The organism is Streptomyces griseoluteus, assembly GCF_004784465.1.
GTDB classification, from domain to species: Bacteria; Actinomycetota; Actinomycetes; order Streptomycetales; family Streptomycetaceae; genus Streptomyces; species Streptomyces griseoluteus.
Window position 1 is genome coordinate 1 of sequence record NZ_SRRU01000019.1, and the last position, 17,677, is coordinate 17,677.

Annotated in this window: 12 protein-coding genes; 7 read left to right on the forward strand and 5 right to left on the reverse strand. The window is 73.7% G+C overall.

Features of this window, described 5'->3' with window-relative positions; all coding sequences use genetic code 11:
• Positions 1 to 304: 304 nt before the first annotated feature.
• Positions 305 to 853, reverse strand: a complete 549-nt coding sequence (locus E5082_RS31765; RefSeq protein ID WP_135794670.1) for a MarR family winged helix-turn-helix transcriptional regulator — start codon at positions 851 to 853, stop codon at positions 305 to 307.
• A 123-nt stretch (positions 854 to 976) separates the two neighbouring features.
• Between E5082_RS31765 and E5082_RS31770 the strand changes: the two genes are divergently transcribed.
• Positions 977 to 2,251, forward strand: coding sequence for an MFS transporter (locus E5082_RS31770; RefSeq protein WP_190045280.1), 1,275 nt, complete (start codon positions 977 to 979; stop codon positions 2,249 to 2,251).
• A gap of 69 nt (positions 2,252 to 2,320) precedes the next feature.
• Here E5082_RS31770 and E5082_RS31775 read toward each other — a convergent pair whose 3' ends face one another.
• On the reverse strand, positions 2,321 to 3,949 hold the full coding sequence (locus tag E5082_RS31775) for an ATP-binding SpoIIE family protein phosphatase (protein WP_135794672.1): 1,629 nt from the start codon (positions 3,947 to 3,949) through the stop codon (positions 2,321 to 2,323).
• 130 nt (positions 3,950 to 4,079) lie between these two features.
• The gene (locus tag E5082_RS31780; protein WP_135794673.1) at positions 4,080 to 5,459 is read right to left on the reverse strand and encodes an NAD(P)/FAD-dependent oxidoreductase; all 1,380 of its coding nucleotides are present in this window, start codon (positions 5,457 to 5,459) and stop codon (positions 4,080 to 4,082) included.
• Positions 5,460 to 5,766: 307 nt separating this feature from the next.
• Here E5082_RS31780 and E5082_RS31785 point away from each other — a divergent pair, with 307 nt between their 5' ends.
• Both E5082_RS31785 and E5082_RS31790 read left to right on the forward strand, forming a co-directional pair.
• Complete coding sequence (locus tag E5082_RS31785; protein ID WP_078858666.1) at positions 5,767 to 6,480, forward strand: TetR/AcrR family transcriptional regulator; 714 nt, start codon at positions 5,767 to 5,769, stop codon at positions 6,478 to 6,480.
• 173 nt (positions 6,481 to 6,653) lie between these two features.
• Positions 6,654 to 8,588 (forward strand): sigma-70 family RNA polymerase sigma factor, encoded by a 1,935-nt coding sequence (locus E5082_RS31790; protein WP_135794674.1) that lies wholly within the window; start codon positions 6,654 to 6,656, stop codon positions 8,586 to 8,588.
• On the opposite strand, the gene E5082_RS31795 is transcribed toward E5082_RS31790, so the two are convergent.
• Entirely contained in the window at positions 8,585 to 10,672 is a 2,088-nt protein-coding gene (locus E5082_RS31795; protein ID WP_135794675.1) for an asparagine synthase-related protein, read from the reverse strand. The genes E5082_RS31790 and E5082_RS31795 overlap by 4 nt on opposite strands.
• 758 nt (positions 10,673 to 11,430) lie before the next feature.
• Between E5082_RS31795 and E5082_RS31800 the strand changes: the two genes are divergently transcribed.
• From E5082_RS31800 to E5082_RS31815, 4 genes are all read left to right on the forward strand, one after another.
• Entirely contained in the window at positions 11,431 to 12,855 is a 1,425-nt protein-coding gene (locus tag E5082_RS31800; protein ID WP_030817171.1) for an NsdA family TPR-like regulatory protein, read from the forward strand.
• A gap of 70 nt (positions 12,856 to 12,925) precedes the next feature.
• Positions 12,926 to 14,143 carry an L-2-hydroxyglutarate oxidase gene (lhgO, locus tag E5082_RS31805; RefSeq protein ID WP_135794686.1) on the forward strand — a complete coding sequence of 406 codons (1,218 nt, stop codon included), beginning with the start codon at positions 12,926 to 12,928 and terminating at the stop codon, positions 14,141 to 14,143.
• A gap of 141 nt (positions 14,144 to 14,284) precedes the next feature.
• Positions 14,285 to 15,103, forward strand: a complete 819-nt coding sequence (gene trmB / locus E5082_RS31810) for a tRNA (guanosine(46)-N7)-methyltransferase TrmB (RefSeq protein WP_190045257.1) — start codon at positions 14,285 to 14,287, stop codon at positions 15,101 to 15,103.
• Positions 15,104 to 15,160: 57 nt separating this feature from the next.
• Complete coding sequence (locus E5082_RS31815) at positions 15,161 to 16,438, forward strand: PrsW family intramembrane metalloprotease (RefSeq protein ID WP_229918808.1); 1,278 nt, start codon at positions 15,161 to 15,163, stop codon at positions 16,436 to 16,438.
• Between the two features lie 226 nt (positions 16,439 to 16,664).
• On the opposite strand, the gene E5082_RS31820 is transcribed toward E5082_RS31815, so the two are convergent.
• Entirely contained in the window at positions 16,665 to 17,612 is a 948-nt protein-coding gene (locus E5082_RS31820; protein ID WP_135794676.1) for an aldo/keto reductase, read from the reverse strand.
• Positions 17,613 to 17,677 lie beyond the last annotated feature (65 nt).

Genomic DNA, 17,677 nt, shown 5'->3' on the forward strand with positions numbered 1-17,677 from the left:
CTGATTCCCAGTCAGAGGGGGTTGTCTTCCCGGCCCGCTGGGCCGTTCCGACGTCTCAAACCTTAGCGGATCATCCCCGGCAGTTCCTAATCGGGCCGCCGGTTCCCATTCGAATTGAATTCGGACGTGCCGAAAGCAATCCCAGGGGATGGTCGTACTGGTTGGATTGAGGTTGCCGCTCCAGGCGGCGAGGTGTCGCGGGGAACCGGTACGGCTCCGTGCAACCCGAAGAACTCTACGGACTCGCCGGGGGGCGGGTCAAGCCCCCCTGTCAAGATTTTTTCCAGCGGCCCTGGTCGGGGCGTCAGTCCAGGTCGGAGAGCCGGCCCTCGGCGTCGGGCTGGGCATGCTCCACGCGACGGAGGAGCCGGGTGAGGACCTCTCCCAGTACGGAACGCTCCCCGGAGGTGAGGTCCTGGAGCAGGTCCTCCTCGAAGACCGTCGCCAGGCGCATCGCCTCGAGCCACTTCTCGCGGCCCTCGGTGGTCAGCTCCACGATGACACGGACGCGGTTGGACTCGTCGCGCTCGCGGGTGACCAGGCCCTCGCTGACCATGCGGTCGATCCGGTGGGTCATGGCGGCCGGGGTGAGCCCGAGCCGCTTGGCCAGCTCGCCGGGGCCCATCCGGTAGGGGGCGCCGGAGAGCACCAGGGCCTTCAGTACTTCCCACTCCGCGTTGCTGATGCCCAGCTCGGAGGTCTGGCGGCTGTACGCCACGTTCATCCGGCGGTTCAGCCGGGACAGTGCCGACACGATCGCCTCGACCTGGGGGTCGAGGCCCTGGAACTCGCGCTGGTAGGCGGCGATCTGTTCTTCGAGTGTCGGCTCCGGGACGCCGGCTGAGTCGGCCATGGCAAGGAGTATGGCACGGGGCCTCTTTGCTTTGAAGTCCTTCGGGATGTAGTCTTTAGCTTCGAACTTTAGCTTTGAAGTCTTCACTCCTAACTTGTGGAAGAGGTGAACGTGACCAGGGCGATGGGGGCGGCGATGTCCCGCATCCACGTGGGCAACGCGCTCAGCGCGTTCGGACTGGGCTTCACGGTCCCGTATCTGTACGTCTATGTGGCGCAGGTGCGAGGACTGGGTGCCATGACGGCCGGGCTGGTGCTCGCCGTCTTCGCCGTGGCGGCGCTGATCGCGTTGCCGTTCGCCGGGCGCACGATCGTCCGGCGCGGTCCGTTGCCCGTCCTGCTCGCTGCCCTGGTCCTGTCCGCGCTCGGCGCCCTGGGCCTGGGGCTGGCGGGCAGTGCGGTGTCCGTACTGCTGACCGCGGCCGCGCTCGGTGCCGGGCAGGCGGTGATGCAGCCCGCGCTGGCGACGATGATCGTGGACTGCTCGACCACCGCGACCCGGTCGCGGGCGTTCGCCATGCAGTTCTTCCTCCAGAACCTCGGTCTGGGCGTCGGCGGGCTCATAGGCGGCCACCTGGTCGACACGAGCCGCGCCTCCTCCTTCACCGTGCTGTTCACCATCGAGGCCACGATCTTCCTGCTGCTCGCCGTGCTGATGGCGACGGTGCGGATGCCGCGGGCCCCGCGCATCACCGACCTGCCCTCCGGCTCGGCCAAGGGCGGCTGGCGGCAGCTGATGCAGAACCGGGCGATGGTGCAGCTCTGCCTGCTGGGCTTCGTGCTGTTCTTCGCCTGCTACGGACAGTTCGAGTCCGGTCTGAGCGCCTACGGCGTCGAGGCCGCCGGAATCTCCACGTCCACGCTGGGCACCGCGCTCGCCGCCAACACGATGGTGATCGTCGTGGCGCAGTTCGCCGTGCTGAAGCTGGTCGAGCGGCGGCGCCGGTCGCGGGTGATCGCGGTGGTCGGCCTGATCTGGACCGTGGCCTGGCTGGCGGCGGGCTACGCGGGCCTCGGACACGGCAGCCAGGAGATGGCCACGGCCGCGTTCGTCTCGACGTACGCGCTGTTCGGGCTCGGTGAGGCGATGCTGTCGCCGACCGTGGCGCCGCTGGTCGCCGATCTGGCGCCGGAAGGCATGGCCGGGCAGTACAACTCCGCGTTCGCGCTGGTCAAGCAGTTGGCGCTGGCGGTCGGGCCGGCCATTGGCGGGCCGCTGGGTGCCTCGCTGCACGCGCCGTACATCGTGACGTTCGCGCTGTTCTCGGTGGCGATCAGTGTGCTGGCGGTGCGGCTGGGCCGGCGGCTCACGCCTGCGCAGGACCACCCGTGGGCCGCGCTGGCGAAGAGCCGGGTCGTGGCGCGGGGCGGTGCTCCGGCGGAGTCTGTCAGCGCATAGGAAGTACCTGCACGGCAGAAGGGCCGGGAGCACATCACGTGCTTCCGGCCCTTCTGCATGTACGGAGCGCTAGCGCTTCGGGAGGAGGAACTCGCACCAGACCGCCTTGCCGCCACCCGGGGTGCGGCGGGAGCCCCAGCCCGAGGCGATGGTGGCGACGATGTCGATGCCGCGCCCGGACTCGTCGGCCGGTTCGGCGCGGCGGCGGCGCGGGAGGTGGTCGTCGCCGTCGGTGACCTCGATGATCAGGCGGCGGTCGGTACGGCGCAGTCTGAGCCGCATGGGCGGGGTGCCGTGCTGGAGGGAGTTGGCGACCAGTTCGCTGGTGGCGAGGACGCCGAGGTCGTGGAGTTCGGTGGGGAAGCGCCAGCTCGTGAGCACGCCGGAGGCGAAGGCGCGGGCGCGCGGGGCGGCCTCGACGCCGCCGAGGAGGTCCAGGGCCGCGTTGCGGAAGAGGTCGGCGGCGGGGCCGGTGCGGTGGGGGTGCTGGAGGACGAGGACGGCCACGTCGTCGTCGTGGTCGGCGGTGACGCCGGCCGAGCGGACCAGTCGGTCGCAGACGACCTGGGGGGTGCCGGTGGCGCCGGAGAGCGCGCGGGCCAGGGCGGCGATGCCCTCGTCGAGGTCCTGGTCGCGCCGTTCGACCAGGCCGTCCGTGTAGAGGACGGCGGTGGCGCCGGGGCCGAGGGGGACGGAGCCGGAGGAGTGGACCCAGCCGCCGGTGCCCAGCGGGGGGCCGGTGGGCTCGTCGGCGCGCAGGACCTCGCCGTTCTCGTCGCGTACCAGGATCGGCAGGTGGCCGGCGGAAGCGTAGACCAGGCGGCCCTCGTTGGGGTCGTGGACGGCGTAGACGCAGGTGGCGATCTGGTTGGCGTCGATCTCCGCGGCGAGGCCGTCGAGGAGCTGGAGGACCTCGTGCGGGGGGAGGTCGAGGCGGGCGTAGGCGCGGACGGCGGTGCGGAGCTGGCCCATGACGGCGGCGGCGCGCACCCCCCGGCCCATGACGTCGCCGATGACGAGGGCGGTGCGGCCGCCGCCGAGGGTGATGACGTCGTACCAGTCGCCGCCGACCGCCGCCTCGGTGCCGCCGGGCTGGTAGGTGGCGGCCACCCGCAGGTCGTCGGGTTCCTCCAGGTCCTGGGGGAGCAGGGAGCGCTGGAGGGTGACGGCGGTCTGGCGCTGGGAGCGCTCGCTGGCGCGCAGGCGTTCGGCGGCCTCGGCGTGGTCGGTGACGTCGGTGGCGAAGACGAGCACGCCGGCGTCACGGTCGCCGTGCCCGGTGACCGGGGTGCAGGTGAACGTGTAGGAGCGGCCGTCGACCGCCCTGCGGGACTTCAGGGTGCGGGGTCTGCCGCTGCGCAGCACCTGGTCGAGGAGGGGCAGGAGGCCCAGCTCGGCGAGTTCGGGAAGGGCGTCGCGGGCCGGGGTGCCGGGGGCGCGGGGGCCGAAGGCGGCGGTGTAGGCGGCATTGACGTGGGCGAGGCGGTGGTCGGGGCCGTGGACCAGGGCGACGAGGGCCGGAACGCGGTCGAGCACCTCGCGGGCGGGCAGGCCGTCGACGGCGGAGGCGGGGTGTCCGGCGCGGGCGGCGGGCACCGGGCTCTCGCCGCGCCGGTCCGGGGGGACCGGCTGCTCGGTCCGCGCTGCGGCGCGGCGCTGCGTTCCGGGGAGCCGGGCGCTCCAGCGCGTGAAGTTCACAGTGGGGAAAGCCTCGCGTGTGCAGAGGGCGGGCTGTTGCCCGTCCGAGGATGTGGAGCAGTCTGGCAGGTGGCCGTCCGCGGCGACATCCGTCAGACGGCCGTACGGGCCGGGGAGTTCCCGGCTCCGGTCAGGACGACCCCTTCGGGGGGTCCGGGTGCCGCCGTGGGGGGTTTCCACCGGCCGCGCGTTCGAACTCGGCCCGCGGGTGTTCGAGTGAGCCGAGGGAGACGATCTCGCGCTTGAAGAGGCCGGCGAGCGTCCATTCGGCGAGCACGCGGGCCTTGCGGTTGAAGGTGGGCACGCGGCTGAGGTGGTACGCCCGGTGCAGGAGCCAGGCGGGGCGTCCGGTGAGCCGGCGGCCGTACACCTGGGCGACGCCCTTGTGCAGGCCCAGGGAGGCGACGGAGCCGAGCTGCCGGTGGGCGTAGGTGCGCAGGGGTTCGCCGCGCAGGGTGTGCACGATGTTGTCGCCGAGCACCCTGGCCTGGCGCAGCGCGTGCTGGGCGTTGGGCGCGATGGTGGCGCCGGGCTCGGTGGCGGTGACGTCGGGTACGGCGGCGGCGTCGCCCGCGGCCCAGGCGTGCTCGGTGCCCTCGACGGCGAGCTGGGCGGTGCAGCGCAGCCTGCCGCGCGGGTCGAGGGGGAGATCGGTGGCGGCGAGCACCGGGTGGGGTTTGACGCCGGCGGTCCAGACGACGGTGCGGGTGGGGAACCGGCGGCCGTCGCTGAGGACGGCGACGCGGTCGGCGCAGGATTCGAGGCGGGTGTTCAGCAGCACCTGGATGTTGCGGCGGCGGAGCTGGGTGACGGTGTGGCGGCCCAGTTCGGGGCCGACCTCGGGCAGCACCCGGTCGGTGGCCTCCACCAGGACCCACTTCATGTCCTCGGGGCGGAGGTTCGCGTAGTACCGGGCGGCGTAGCGGGCCATGTCCTGGAGTTCGCCGAGGGCCTCGACCCCCGCGTAGCCGCCGCCGACGAAGACGAAGGTGAGGGCCGCGTCGCGCAGGGCGGGGTCGCGGGTGGAGGAGGCGATGTCCATCTGCTCGATGACGTGGTTGCGCAGCCCGATGGCCTCCTCGACGGTCTTGAAGCCGATGGCGTGCTCCGCCAGGCCGGGGACGGGCAGGGTGCGGGAGACGGAGCCGGGGGCGAGGACGAGTTCGTCGTAGCCGAAGAGTTCGGCGGCGCGGCCGTGCCGCTCGGTGGCGAGAGTGGTGACGGCGGCGGTGCGTACGGCGTGGTCGACGGCGGTGACCTCCCCGATGACCACGCGGCACTCGGGCAGCACTCGGCGCAGGGGGACGACGACATGGCGCGGGGAGATCGAGCCGGCGGCCGCCTCGGGGAGGAACGGCTGGTACGTCATGTAGGGGTCGGGGCTGACCACGGCGATCTCGATGTCACCGCGCCTGAGCTGCCGTTTCAGTTTCCGCTGGAGACGCAGGGCGGTGTACATGCCGACGTAGCCACCGCCGACGACCAGAATGCGCGCGCGTTCCTTCACCATCCCATGACGCACCCGGGGCTGTTGTTTGTCCACAGCCTTGGCAAGGTGAGTGACCGGCGGCCGGACGTGCGGGGGTACGGAATCCGGACATAAATGGCTCGTACTCCGATCGAGGGGCGCACTGTGCGGAACCTACCCCTTCTGAATTGACTCCCGCTCAACTATGTTGCTGTGTCGACGGGGTGCGGGAGGGTCGTCGAGGGGGTCGCCGGGTGCGGGCCCGCTCAGGACCGGCGCCAGTTTTCCGCGCTTTCGGAAATCAGTGGCGGGGAGTCTCCGGGGGGAGACGTCATTACCGGGGGAAGACATGCATGTTCAGGACACGCACTGGTCAGCGGCGCCCCTCGCGTCGGCCGGACGGACCGGCGGCGGGCGCGCGGCGCCGCTGCGGGTGGACGCGCAGCGCAATCTGGAGCACGTGCTGAGGGCGGCGCGTGAGGTGTTCGGCGAGCTGGGGTACGGCGCGCCGATGGAGGACGTGGCGCGGCGGGCACGCGTCGGTGTGGGCACGGTGTACCGGCGGTTCCCCAGCAAGGACGTGCTGGTGCGGCGGATCGCCGAGGAGGAGACCGCGCGGCTGACCGAGCAGGCGCGGACCGCGCTGGGCCAGGAGGACGAGCCGTGGTCGGCGCTCTCCCGCTTCCTGCGCACCTCGGTGGCGTCCGGCGCGGGACGACTGCTGCCGCCGCAGGTGCTGCGGGTGGGGGTCGCCGAGGAGGGCGGTGCTCCGGCGGCCGACGAGGCGCGGGTCCCGCAGCAGCGGTCCCAGGCCGGTGCGGGTGAGCTGCGGCTGGTGGACGGTGGCGGCGAGCCGGGTACGGCGGCGCTGCTGGACGTGGTCGGCCGGCTCGTGGAGCGCGCCCGGGCGGCCGGGGAGCTGCGGGCCGACGTGTCCGTGTCGGACGTACTCCTGGTGATCGCCACGGCGGCGCCCTCGCTGCCGGACGCGGCGCAGCAGGCCGCCGCGTCCGCGCGGCTGCTGGACATCCTGCTGGAGGGACTGCGGTCCCGGCCCGCGTAGCGGCGCGCTGAACCCCCGTACCAGGGCTGCTTGTTCGGAACTCTTTGCGGGTGGTTGGTGAAACTTCCGCTCGGATGAGTGACGGGTCGGACGAGTGGACCGGTGCTGAATACGGCTATGGCACGCTGAGCCCGTAATGGATCGGGCTGTGCCGGTGTCGGGGGCTTCACGCGATGGGCGTTGACGGGTGGGACGGCGCGCGCGCCGACGGCGGTGGTGACGCGGAGGCCGGGGGGCTGACCTCGCCGCAGGTGCCGAGCCAGGGTGGCCGGGCCGCTTCCGGCGGCGGCGAGCGGGCGAGTCTCCCGGCCCAGCGCGAGGGCAGTGCGCTGCCGCCCCCGCCCGGCGCACCCCCGGCCGACGGCGAGCTGATCGAGCGGATGCGCGCCGGGGACGACTCGGCGTACGAGGAGCTGTACCGGCGGCACGCGGACGCGGTGCGACGCTACGCGCGTACCTGCTGCCGGGACGGGCACACCGCCGACGACCTCACCGCCGAGGTGTTCGCCCGCATGCTCCAGGCGGTGCGCGGCGGTTCGGGTCCCGAGTACGCGGTGCGCGCCTATCTGCTGACCTCGGTGCGCCGGGTCGCCGCGCACTGGACGCGGTCCGCCAAGCGCGAGCAGCTCGTGGACGACTTCGCGGTGTTCGCGCAACAGGCGTCCAGGGCGGCCGAGGTGGCCGACGACACGGGGTCCCTGGGCGCCTTCGGCGCCGATCTGGGTGCCGACGTACGCGCGATGCATGAGGCCGAACAGACGCTGGCCATGCAGGCGTTCCGCTCGCTGCCCGAACGCTGGCAGGCGGTGCTCTGGCACACCGAGGTGGAGGACGAGTCGCCCAGCGAGGTGGCCGTGCTGTTCGGGCTCGACGCCAACGGCACGCGTGTCCTTGCCAGTCGGGCCCGTGAGGGGCTGAAGCAGGCGTACCTCCAGGCACACGTCAGCGCGACCCTGGTGAAGGACGAGGAATGCGCGCGCTACGCCGACCAGCTCGGTGGCTACGCGCGTCGAAAGCTGCGCGTCCGGGCCGAGCGCGGGCTGCGCAAGCACCTGGAAGAGTGCGCCAAGTGCCGCCTCGCGGCCGCCCAGGTCGAGGAAGTGGCCGGGGGCATCCCGGCCGTCGTCCCGATCGCGGTCATCGGCTGGTTCGGCGCCGCCGGGTACGCCAAGGCGCTCGGCGTCATCGCCGGGGGCGCGGGAGTGGGCGCCGCGGGTGCCGCCGCTGCCGCGACCGGGTCCACCGGTGGCGGGGCGGCGGGCGGCGCCGCGGCCTCGGAGGGGCTGGGCGCGCCGGTGAAGGCGGGTATCGCCACCGGTGTCGTCGCGGTGGCGGCCGCCGCCGTGGCCCTGGCTCTGGTGAACGACGGTCGGCCGGCCAAGGAGATCGCCAAGCCGTCGCCGTCCGCGCCGGTGGTGCGGCAGACCCCGCCGCCCGCGCCGCCTCCGCCGGCGAAGAAGAAGGAGCCCGCGCCGAAGCCGCCTGCTCCCCCCGCCCCCGCCCCCGTTGTCCCGGTGGCGAACAAGCCCGCGCCGAAGCCCGCCCCGAAGCCGACGCCCAAGCCCGCCCCGCCCCCCAAGCCGACCCCGACGCCCACCCCCACACCCCCGAAACCGCAGCCGAAGCCCAAGCCCACCCCCACGCCGACCCCCACCCCTCCGCCGCCCCCGCCCCAGTCCTACGAGCTGAGCGAACTCAACTACGACCTCACCGGCGACGGCACCGAGCCCGAGGTGCGGCTCGGCGACAGCAGTTGGGTGTGGCAGCGGTACGGCATGTCGATCGGCGGTGAGCGCTACTCCCCCGGTGTCACGGTGCGCGGTGACTCGTCGGTGACCGTCGACCTGAACCGCGAGTGCAGCGCCTATGACGCGGTGGTCGGGGTGGACGACATGACGCTCGGCCTCGGCAAGGCCGCCTTCGCCGTGTACGGGGACGGCGCCCGCCTCTGGCAGTCCGGCCCGGTCTCCGGCGGCGACCGGGCGGTACCGGTCCACGTCAGCCTGGCCGGGCGGAAGACCGTACGGCTGGTGGTCGAGCCCAGGGGCACGACCTTCGACCAGGCGGCCCTGGCGGACTGGGCCACGTCGCGTTTTTCCTGCGGCTAGTTCGGCCGGGCCCCGGCGCGCAGGGCGCCTCGCTGCGGGGCGATGCCCGCCGGGACGGCGCGGGCGCGGGCCGGGGTGCCGGTCCAGCAGGTGCCGCGGCGGGCCAGGAGGCGGCGGAGCCAGAGTTCCAGGGAGACGAGGTCGGCCAGGCCGTCCAGCGGGAGGGGCTCCCCGGCGGCGGCCTCCCGGAGTGCCTTGCGGACCACGCGGGCCTCGACCAGCCCGGCGTCCGCGAGCAGCGGGGTGTCGAAGAGGTCGACGAGGGAGTCGGCGGCCAGCCGCAGGCCCGTACGGGCGGCGGCGGCCGAGGACGCGTGGGACGGGGTGCCCCAGCCGGGCGGCAGGTCGGTGACCCCGGCGCCCTCCAGCACCGTGCGCAGTACGGCGGCGCGGGCTCCGGGCTTGACGCGCAGGGCCTCGGGGAGGTCGCGGCAGGCGCGGACGACCTGGTTGTCGAGGAAGGGCGCGTGCAGCCGCTGCGAGCGCACCTCGGCGGCCTGTTCCAGGACGCGGAGATCGGCCGCGTGCCGGGCGAGGACGGTGCGGGCGCGGAACTCACCGGGTCTCTGTCCGGGCCCGCCGGCCGCCCGGTCGGCCCCGGTCTGCAGGAGAACCGATACTTCGGCCAGTGCTTCCCCGGTGAGCCACCGGGCGGCCGGACCGGGTCTCGCCCAGGTCAGCGCGGCGAGCGAGGCACCGACCGCCCCCTTGGGCTCGTCGAACCGCCGCCGCATCAGCCGCTCGGCCAGCGCCTCCAGACCGGTGCGGTACGGGGTACGGGACAGCCGCCGGGCGGCGCCGTACACGCGGGCGGGGACCAGGACGGAGCCGTCGGCGCGGGTGAGGGCGGCGACCGGACGGACCAGATGGCGCCGCTGGCGGTCCAGCAGCAGGTCGGCCAGCCGGGCCGGGTGGGCGTCGAGCACCTGGCGGGCACCGTGGCCGGTGAAGTGGTCGGCGCTGCCCGCGGCGAGCCGGGTGCGGTGCCGGGCGGCGGTGACCAGGGAGGGGCCGGGCTCGTCGGTGAGGGGGCCGTCGAGGTCGGCGTAGGGGAGGGTGTCCTCGGCGCCGGTGACCACCACGTGGTGCAGGCGGGGGTTGGCGGCGAGGGCTCCGGCGCGCTCGAGTTCGGCCTCGCGGCCGCCGACGGCCAGGTCGTTGAAGGTGACGGCGAGGAGGCGCTCGCCCGCGCCGGTGCCGTGTCCGAGGAGGGTGCCGGGTCTGCCGGGGAGCCCGGCGGCGAGGAGGGCCAGGGTGCCGGAGGCGGGGCCGCCGGAGAGGTCGGCGCCGATGCCGGGCACCGGCATGCCGCGGGCCGCCCGCCGTTCGGCCGGGCCCATGCCGGGCACCGGGCCGGGGTCGAGTCCGGGGACGTGCCGGGGTGCGGCGAGCCGGACCCGTACGGCTTCCACCAGGGCGTCGCGGACCGCGTCCACCGCGCGGTCCGGGTCGGCGGGGGGCGCGGCGACGGCGAGGGAGGCGACCGGCTCGTAGCCGGTGATCTCGCGCGCTCCGGCGCGCAGCACCAGCGCGTGGCCCGGTGCGACGCGGCGTACGCCCTCGTAGGGGGTGGTGTCGCGCAGGGCGGCGGGTACCTCGGGGGCGGCGAGGAGAGCGGCGAGGTGGCCGAAGTCGAGGTTGGCCTCGGTGAGGTCGGCGAGCGGGAGGGCCGCGGTGGCGTAGGCGGTGCCGCCCTCCCAGGGGGCGTGGAAGACCGGGCGGGCGCCCGCGAGGTCGCCGCAGACGGTGATGCGCCGGCCGGCCTGGACGACGGCGGTGTAGCTGCCCGGCCAGGCGGTGAGGTGGCGCAGGGCGCCGCCGCGCGCGGTGAACAGACCGCGCCGCAGCTCCTCGTCGGAGGCGCCGCAGATGCCGAGGACGGCGATGCGGTTCTGGGCGTCGGCGTGCACCACGCGGACCTCGTCGGGGCGCCAGTCGCCCACGGCCCACAGCGGATCGGGGTCGCCCCACAGCAGGTGGGAGCCGACGGGGCGCAGGGTCTCGCCGTCGTACCCGGTGGCTCCCGCGGTCTCGGCGCCGAGAGCGCGCGCGGCGGTGCTGCTCCAACCCACCAACCACCGCATCGACGCCTCCACAGGCTGTGGACCACCAGTGCACCGCACGAACCGGACCCATGCTGCCATGAAGAACGCGCCGGGGAAGGGTGGTGGCGCCGCCTTCGATCGAGGGAAATCACCAGGAAACACGGCGGGGCCCGGCGCGCGGCCGGGACACGGCGGGGCGCGGCGGGGCGGATGAACTCGCCTCCTGCCTGCGAAGGTTGGCGGGAGGAGGGCGAGGGGGGAGCGATGCGAATGCGCCCCGGTTCACTCCCCCGGAACGCCCTTCGCGCCCTCAAGTGCCGTGGTGGGAACGGAAATACGGGCGGCGGAACGACGGCTGTTTTCGGCCAATTTGGCGACCGGGCACGGGATTCGAGCACGCTCCGTACAGGCCCTGCGGAGCGCACGGCGGCCCGGCGAGCGCGCACGGTCCGGGAGGCGGGCGTCGCCTCCCGGACCGGTCCGCCGCCCGCGGGGATGTAGGCGGCGGCGTCCCCCAGCCCACTGGACGCAAGTACAGCGGGCCGACCCACGCAGAGCCATGGAACCGCTCCCCCGGTGGCCGGACCAGAGCGCACGGACAGGCGCACGGCCACACGCGCGGGGGCACGCCGCGACGGTCCGTGCACGGTGCGTACAGGGCCGTACTCCCGTACGGACCGCAATCGCGCCATCCGGAACAATGCCCCTTAACGCTTGGGATGCGGCGAACTACGCTGTGTTTACGAATGCCGCGTGGTTATGCCAGCGGGGCAGCCGTCTGTGTCGAGGGGTGGCGCATGTCCAGGGAGCAACGCGGGCCGAACGAGAAACTCGGCACCGTTCTCGCCCTCGCGGGAATCAGCAACGCGGGCCTCGCGCGCCGGGTCAACGACCTGGGCGCGCAACGGGGTCTGACGCTCCGGTACGACAAGACCTCGGTCGCGCGCTGGGTGTCGAAGGGGATGGTGCCGCAGGGTGCGGCGCCGCATCTGATCGCCGCCGCGATCGGGCAGAAGCTCGGCCGGCCGGTGCCGCTGCACGAGATCGGCCTCGCCGACGCCGACCCCGCGCCCGAGGTGGGCCTCGCCTTCCCGCGCGACGTGGGGCAGGCGGTGCGCTCGGCGACCGACCTGTACCGCCTGGACCTGGCCGGACGCCGTGCCGGTTCGGGCGGGATCTGGCAGTCGCTGGCCGGGTCGTTCGCCGTGAGCGCCTACGCGACACCCGCTTCCCGATGGCTGATAACCCCCGCCGACAGCTCGGTCGAGCGGGAGGCGCATCCCGAGGGGGGCGCCGCCGCACCGATCAAAGTCGGCCACAGCGATGTGCAGAAGCTCCGGGAGGCCGCCGAGGACGCCCGGCGCTGGGACTCCAAGTACGGCGGCGGTGACTGGCGTTCCTCGATGGTGCCGGAGTGCCTCAGGGTGGAGGCGGCCCCGCTGCTGCTGGGCTCCTACTCCGACGAGGTGGGCCGCGCGCTGTTCGGGGCGGGTGCCGAACTGACGCGGCTGGCGGGGTGGATGGCCTTCGACACCGGCCAGCAGGAAGCGGCCCAGCGGTACTACATCCAGGCGCTCCGGCTGGCCCGCGCGGCGGCCGACGTGCCGCTCGGCGGGTACGTGCTCGCCTCCATGTCCCTCCAGGCGACCTACCGGGGCTTCGGCGACGAGGGCGTCGACCTCGCCCAGGCCGCCCTGGAGCGGAACCGGGGGCTGGCCACCGCGCGCACGATGAGCTTCTTCCGGCTGGTCGAGGCGAGGGCCCACGCGCGCGCGGGCGACGCGCACGCGGCCGGGGCCGCCCTGAAATCGTCCGAGGGCTGGCTGGAGCGGTCCCGCGAGGGCGACAGCGACCCGTCCTGGCTCGGCTTCTACGGCTACGACCGCTTCGCCGCCGACGCCGCCGAGTGCTACCGCGATCTCAAGGCGCCCCGCCAGGTGCGCCGCTTCACCGAGCAGGCGCTGTCCCAGCCGACCGAGGAGTTCGTCCGCTCGCACGGGCTGCGCCTGGTGGTCTCCGCCGTGGCCGAACTGGAGTCGGGCAACCTGGACGCGGCCTGCGAGCAGGGCGTACGCGCGGTCGAGGTGGCCGGCCGCATCTCCTCGGCCCGCACCACCGAGTACGTCAAGGACCTCCTCCACCGCCTGGAGCCCTACGGCGACGAACCCCGGGTGGTGGAACTCCGCGAACGGGCCCGGCCCCTTCTGATGGCTCCCGCCTAGACGGCACACGGCTTCTGTGGCGCGGTTTGAAGGCGTTGTCAGTGGCGCAGTGCACTATCGAGGCCGGGAGGTGGTGCAGGTGCGGGCGGACGCGTACGACTGCGACGTGCTGGTGGTCGGTGGCGGCATCGTCGGACTGTCGACGGCGTACGCCCTGACGCGCGCCGCGCCCGGCACGCGGGTCACCGTGCTGGAGAAGGAACCGGGCCCGGCCCGCCACCAGACCGGCCGCAACAGCGGGGTCGTGCACAGCGGCATCTACTACCGGCCGGGCTCGCTCAAGGCGCGGTACGCGGTGCGCGGCGCCGCGGAGATGATCAAGTTCTGCGCGGAGTACGGCATCGACCACTCCGTCACCGGCAAGCTGATCGTCGCCACCGACCGCGCCGAGCTGCCCCGGCTGCACGCCCTGGTACAGCGCGGCCGGGAGAACGGCATCCCGGTCCGCGAGCTGGGCGCCACCCAGATCGCCGAGTACGAGCCCGAGGTGCGCGGCCTGGCCGCGATCCACGTCGGCACGACCGGCGTCTGCGACTTCACCGCCGTCGCCCGGCAGCTGGCCCGCGCCTCCGGCGCCGAGATCCGGTACGGCTCACGGGTCGTCCGGGTGGACCGGCGCCCCGACCGGGGGGTGGCGGTGCTGACCTCGGCCGGCCAGGTGGTCCGCGCCCGCGTCCTGGTCAACTGCGCGGGCCTGTACTGCGACGAGCTGGCCCGCCTCACCGGGGACGAGCCGGGGGTGCGGATCGTGCCGTTCCGGGGCGAGTACTACGAGCTGGCCCGGCCCGAGCTGGTGCGCGGCCTGGTCTATCCGGTGCCCGACCCGGCGTTCCCCTTCCTCGGCGTCCACCTGACCAAGGGCCTCGACGGCGGAGTCCACGTCGGCCCCAACGCCGTCCCGGCGCTCGCCCGCGAGGGGTACGGCTGGGGTGTAGTCCGGCCGCGCGAGCTGGCCGCCACCGCGGGCTGGCCCGGCGCCTGGGCCCTGGCCCGCAGACACTGGCGGTACGGCGCGGGCGAGCTGCACCGCTCCCTCTCCAAGCCCGCCTTCCTGGACGCGGTCCGCCGCCTGGTGCCCGGCGTGGAGGAACGCGATCTGGTCCGCGCCCCGGCCGGCGTCCGCGCCCAGGCGGTCACCCGCGACGGCACCCTGGTGGACGACTTCCTCATCCGCGAGGGCGCCCGCGCGGTGCACGTCCTGAACGCTCCGTCCCCCGCGGCCACGGCGTCCCTGCCGATCGGCCGGGAGGTGAGCCGCCGGACGCTGGAGATGTTGCGGGCGCTGTGAGGGGTCGGGCGGCCGGATCGCCGTGGCCGGCCCGGGCGTCTGCCGGTTCACCGGGACGCACCCGCCGGGGGCGCCGTGACCGACCCCACCCCCGTCGGCGCCGTGGGCCCCCTCCTCCGAGCGCCTAAAATCGGAGGCACTGTGTCTGACTCCGTGAATGCCACCGAAGCCATCCGGCCCGCCGAGGCCGGGCCGTCCGCGCGGACCTCGCGGAGCAAGGGCGAGCCCCGGTTTCCCGACGGGCCGCAGCCCGATCCCGCCGGATCGCACTTCGAGCGGCGCATCCGCAGCTTCCAGCCCCGGCGCAGCCGGGTCACCACCGGGCAGGCCGACGCGCTGGCCCGGCTGTGGCCGCAGTGGGGGCTGGACATCGACGGGCAGCGGGTCATCGACCTCGCGGAGCTGTTCGGCAACGCCAATCCCGTCGTGCTGGAGATCGGCTTCGGCATGGGCGAGGCCACCGCACAGATGGCGGCGGCGGCCCCGGACACCAACATCCTCGCCGTCGACGTGCACACCCCCGGCCAGGGCAATCTGCTCAACCTCGCCGAGCAGGGCGGCCTGACCAACGTCCGGGTCGGCAACGGCGACGCGATCATCCTGCTGCGGGAGATGCTCACCCCCGACTCCCTCGACGGGCTCCGCGTCTACTTCCCCGACCCCTGGCCGAAGAAGCGGCACCACAAGCGGCGGCTGATCCAGCCCGAGTTCCTCACCCTGGCCGCGACCCGGCTGGCACCCGGCGCGACCGTGCACTGCGCGACGGACTGGGAGCCGTACGCCGAGCAGATGCTCGAGGTGCTCGACGCGCACCCCGACTTCGAGAACACCCGCGCCGAGGGCGGCTACGCCCCGCGCCCCGCGTTCCGCCCGCTGACCCGCTTCGAGGGCCAGGGCCTGGACAAGGGCCACGTGGTGAACGACCTGCTCTTCCGCCGCGTACCGCACACCAACCCGTAGCCCAGCGGGCCGCAAAGCCCGAGGCCGTACGGCCCGGTCACCGTTAGGGTCGATGCTGTGGCCATCAGTTCTCCGTACCCGCCCCGTACCGACGGCTCCCGGCCGGTCTGGTGGCGGCGGGAGTGGGTGCGGCACGGGGCGCTGGCCGGGCTGCTGGCGCTGTCCGGGCTGGTGATCCTGGCGCTGGTGCGGCGGCAGACCGGTACGGAGGGGTTCCTCGTCGGGCTGGGGCTGGCCGTGGTGCCCGTGCCCTGGCTGATAGCCGCGTTCCGCTGGCTGGACCGGGTACGGCCCGGACCCTGGCGGAACCTGCTGTTCGCCTTCGCGTGGGGGGCCTGCGCGGCGGCGCTGATCGCCATCGTCGCCAACAGCTTCGCCACCCACTGGATCGCCACCGCGACCGCCGACCCCTCCGGCGCGGACACGCTCGGCGCGACGGTGATCGCGCCGGTGGTGGAGGAGTCCGCGAAGGCCGCCGCCGTCCTGCTGGTGTTCGTCTTCCGCAGACGGGACTTCACCGGGCCGGTCGGGGGCGCGGCGATAGCCGGGGTGACCGCGACGGGGTTCGCGTTCACCGAGAACATCCTCTACCTGGGCAACGCCTTCGGCACGGACCAGTCCATCGGCACCTCGGGCATCGTCTCGGTGACCGCCGCGACGTTCTTCGTACGCGGGGTCATGTCGCCGTTCGCGCATCCCCTGTTCACCGTGTTCACCGGCATCGGCTTCGGCCTGGCCGCCCTGCCCCGCGGCCGTCGGCTGCGCTGGCTCTTCCCGGTGGGCGGCCTCCTGCTCGCCATGAGCATGCACGCCCTGTGGAACGGTTCGGCCGCCTTCGGCCAGTTCGGCTTCCTCGTCGTCTACGGCGGCTTCATGGCCCCGGCGTTCGGCCTGCTCGCCTGGCTGCTGATCCGCTCCCGGCAACGCGAACTCCGCGTGGCCCGCGAGGAACTCCCCGTCTACGTCTACGCCGGCTGGCTGGCCCCCGCGGAACCCTTCGCCCTCGGCTCCCTGCGCGCCCGCCGCCTGGCCCGCGACCACGCCCGCCGCTTCCTGGGCGGCCGCCCGGCCGCCCGAGCAGTGGTCCACTACGAAACCACTGCCACAGAACTGGCCCTGCTCCGCCACCGAGCCCGCGCGGGCCGTATAGGCCCCGACTTCTCCGTGCGAGAGCACGAACTCCTGGTCACCCTGTGGCAGCACCGGGCCTCCTCCCGCCCAGCCCTGGAGTACGCCGCCCGCGTAACGGCCCCGCCGCCGTCCCCCGTCACCTACTGGCAGCGCTACGGGCACCCGGCACCCCCGTACGCGGGCTACAACCCGTACCGCACGTAGGGGGTGCCGGGTGGGGCGAAGGCGGTGAGGGCCCACCCGAAGGGGCGCGGGAGACTGCGCGACCAGCCACGGCGAACCGGCAACCCGCCCACGAACGACGCCGTGGGCGGGTAATCGGACGAGGCGCAGCCGGTCAACCTCCAACCCGACGGGCGCGGGAAACGGCGCGACCAGCCACGACGGGCCGGCCCGCACCCCACCCCCGCAAGCCGGGCGCAGCCCGCCCTCAGGCAGACGCCTCCGTCAGCAACTTCAGCTCCGCCGGCGTCAGCTGGAGATCCGCCACCGCCACCAACGCCGGAAGCTGATCCACCGTACGGGCGGAGGCGATGGGCGCGGCGACAGTCGGCTGAGCGGCGAGCCAGGCCAGCGCGACCGTGGCCACAGCGGTGTCATGAGCGGAGGCCACCTCGTCCAGCGCGGCCAGCACCCTCTGCCCCCGCTCGGAATCCAGATACTTGGCGGCGGAACTCGCCCGAGCGCTCTCCACCGTCGTCCCCGGCCGGTACTTACCGGTGAGGAAGCCGGAGGCGAGCGCGTAGTACGGCACAGCCGAAAGCCCCTCACGAGCGGCGACGTCCTGCAGCGGCCCCTCGTAGGTGTCACGCGAGAGGAGGTTGTAGTGCGGCTGGAGCGCGACATACCGAGCCAGCCCCGCCCGGTCGGAGAACTCCAGCGACTCCTTCAGCCGCTCCGCACTGATGTTGGAGGCCCCGATGTACCGCACCTTCCCCGCCCGCACCAGCTCGTCCAGCGCCCCGATGATCTCCTCGACGGGCACCTCGGGCTGATCGAAGTGGGTGTAGTAGAGATCGATGTGATCGGTACCGAGACGCCGCAGGGAAGCGTCGGCGGCGGCCTTGATGTTCGCGGCCCCCAGCCCCTTGAACTCGGGATGCTGACTGACCTTCGTGGCGATGACGACCTGGTCGCGGACCCCCCGGGCCCGCACCCACTCGCCGATGATCGTCTCGGACTCACCGCCCTGGTTGCCCTCGACCCAGGCCGAGTAGGAGTCCGCGGTGTCGATGAAGTTGCCGCCCGCGGAGCGATACGCGTCGAGGACGGCGAAGGACGTGTCCCGGTCGGCGGTCCAGCCGAAGACGTTGCCGCCGAGGGCGAGCGGGAAGACCTCGAGGGAGGAGGAGCCGAGCTTGCGCAGAGAAGCAGTCATACCCCTTCTCAACGATCACCCGGACCCGTCCATTCCGATTCCGGGGCAAGGCCCCGGTCAAGCCC